2 protein-coding genes are annotated in these 2993 nt (G+C 39.7%); both read left to right on the top strand.

Features of this window, described 5'->3' with window-relative positions:
- The first annotated feature begins 45 nt into the window (after window positions 1-45).
- Window positions 46-1251 carry a glycosyltransferase family 61 protein gene (locus CAG60_RS12585; protein ID WP_161439061.1) on the top strand — a complete coding sequence of 402 codons (1206 nt, stop codon included), beginning with the start codon at window positions 46-48 and terminating at the stop codon, window positions 1249-1251.
- A gap of 189 nt (window positions 1252-1440) precedes the next feature.
- Window positions 1441-2874, top strand: a complete 1434-nt coding sequence (locus tag CAG60_RS12580; protein WP_161439060.1) for a hypothetical protein — start codon at window positions 1441-1443, stop codon at window positions 2872-2874.
- Window positions 2875-2993 lie beyond the last annotated feature (119 nt).

Genomic DNA, 2993 nt, shown 5'->3' with positions numbered 1-2993 from the left:
AAATAGGTATTGTTTTTGTGTTTTTATCTCTCATGGAGTTAAATAATGAAATTATGGCAACGGATAGGTAAAAAAAATCGATTAATCTATGAAACACATCATGTAATCAAATGTATCGCTCTACAAAGACATGGTAGTGACTTCCGATTTTATGGTGGTCTCTATGACGATGACAATCACTACCTAAACGATTGTGCTTTAGTGACCAATAATCAGCAAATTATCCTACCAATAGCGAAAAGTCGGCTACCTGATCTAAATAATAGTCAGCGTCTCTCTGGTTTATCACTTTACGCTGGCGTATTACATAATCATTATGGCCATTTTTTGACCGAGTCATTGGCTAGGTTATGGCCGATTAAGCAGAACGAGCAAATTGATCATATTGTTTATCTTAGTACCACTGAGCAGATTCCTGATTTTGTGTATCAATTTTTTGAGTTGATCGGTTTGAAAGATAAATTGCGAATCATTGATTCAGAATCATTGATTGTCGAAAAGTTGATTGTTGCCAAGCCCGCGTTAGAGTATCCCAATCAGTTTCATAGTGATTACTTAGTGTTAAGAGAGGAATTGCTAGCTAATAATAATTTTCCTTCCAATACCGACACCAGGCCTTTATTTGTCTCTCGGGCTAATTTATGCCCAGGTTATGAACGGATGATCATTGGCGAGCGGCAGATTGAACAGCGTTTATCCGCCAGTGGCGCGGTGGTCATTCATCCAGAAACGTTATCGGTTAAAGAGCAATTGCGTTATTTTAATGCTCATCAAACCATTATTGGCTATGCAGGCAGTGCAATGCATAATTTATTGTATACTCAAGGGAATAAAAATCTGCTGATGTATACGGGTAGAAAAGTACCAAATATCTATAAAAAAATTGATAAGGCGTTAAATAATCGTGCTACTTACGTCAACATTAATCATATACCGCCAACCAGCGCCTTACAGATTAAAACCGGTTTTAAGCCCGAAATGCTTAATCCCTCTAAGCTTGAGAAACATCTCAGTAAATTACCAGTACCGGTAAGCCAATCGAACTCTACTTATCAAAACCAAGTTAGCTTAATCACACAATATAATACTGCGCTACTATTACGGCATGTGGTTGAGTTGCTTAGCGCTAATCAGTCGAATGTAAAAGCGACCTATTGTTCTCTTGCTCAAGCGTATCCGTTAGATAGCGAGATGATCAATGATGCGATGAAAAAATCGCCAGTATTAAACGCTTTTTTTGCTGGGCAGTGACCAACAAGGTCACCTTATAAAAGTAAGTAAAACCTCACTATCTAGGCTTGATAAAAATGGAATCAATCTCTCATTCAAGCCTCGTGCAAGTATCAGGTCGATTTTTATGGTCACTTGTTCTTTGTTTGCGCAGTGAGATCTGCTAGTTTATCAACCATTTATTCATCGCTTTGTGCTAAGATTTTTTGCATGTATCAGACCATTATTCATCAACACTCACTTCCCGATAACCTCGTTCAGGCTTGGTGTCTTGATTTTCCGATCGATAAAAACACTTTCACACTCAATCAGCTCCAATCTGATGGCTCAGGGTTATTGATTCAAGGCTGGGCTATGCTTACCACCGAGCTACCTTGGAGTGTATATTGTGTTCAAGGTGATGTTATCGAAGCGCTACCAACTGTATCGCGTAAGGATGTCTGTCAGTATTTATTCGGTGATCAAGTTCCTCCAGCTTGGCAACGTCAGTGTGGATTTCGCAAAACCCTGTTCCCGATCAGCGATCAATTGCAAATTCGCATCAAGATAGCAGATCAAGATTACCCATTGGTCGATATCTCGATTCAAGGTCAATTACAGGTTTTGGAAGGTAAAGCCGGTTGGCTTTTTTTAGATAATGATACCAACCATAGCGTTGATCAGTTTATTGGCAAAAGGCCGCTGTCTGCCAGTGATTTAGAGCAGTGGTCACATTATCTTAGCGAGTTTGATAAGTTGGCAAAAAAGCATTCTCTCAAGCACGCGCTATTAATTGCGCCCGCCAAAGAGATGGTGTTATGCGATTTTTATCCGCGTACGCTGGGTAAAATGGTACCTATTCGTCAGTTAATGTCTTTGGCACAGGGGTTGCCGGTGATTTATCCTGAAGCCGAGCTAAGAGCGATGCCTGAGCCAGCTTTTAGAAAGCTGGATACCCATTGGACTCATAAAGGGTGCCTCGAAACGTGGTTAACGCTATTAAACTCTTGGCAGTTATTAACTGAACAACATCAACAGACTTTTAGCGATTTATCCTTTGTTGATAGAACCATGGGCGGAGATTTAGGTAACAAGTGTTTTCCTCCCCGTAAGGCAACGGAAAAATGTTTAGCGAAAAGCATCTACCGTTCTACACTGGTGTTTGATAATCAATTGCCAAATATGGGACGAGTCTTTATCTGTGTGAATCCGAGCGCCTATTATCAGCAAACCTTATTGATTTTTGGTTCTTCGTCCAGTTACAGCTTGATGGAGTTTGCCTGTTTAACTTTTCAAAATATCGTTTTCATTCATTCTGCTGGAAAAATCGATCCTCAATTGGTGATGCAAGTTAAGCCGGATTATCTGTTAGCACAAACCAATGGTCGCTTTATTGTTAATCCGCCAAGTGTGGATTATTGCTGGCCTGATGTTGCAAGAGAGAAATGGCAACAGTTGGAAGATCAAGTAAAAGAAGAACTACTGAGTCAGCATCTTGATCGCTCCCACCCATTGGCTAGCCCGTTTCGGATTGATCTTGAGCAATCGATACCGCGAATTGAGGATAAATTACCACCTATGGTGAAGCCATCTCAGCAAAGTGGATGGTTATTCTTAAAAAGAAAATTTAAACGCAAATTGCAACGCATTTTGGCGAGTGAATAAGTTCTTTTTTACGGAATATAAAAAGATAATAAATCTATTAATAAGGTGAGATGTTTTTCAGTGAAAATAAACAGATTCACCAATAGGTTAGCTAGCAACATTTCCTGTTCATATTGATG

This window comes from Vibrio sp. V33_P6A3T137 (genome assembly GCF_009904835.1).
Lineage (GTDB): Bacteria > Pseudomonadota > Gammaproteobacteria > Enterobacterales > Vibrionaceae > Vibrio > Vibrio metschnikovii.
Note: the sequence above shows the minus strand (reverse complement) of the source record. Positions and strands in the feature narration are given on the sequence as shown.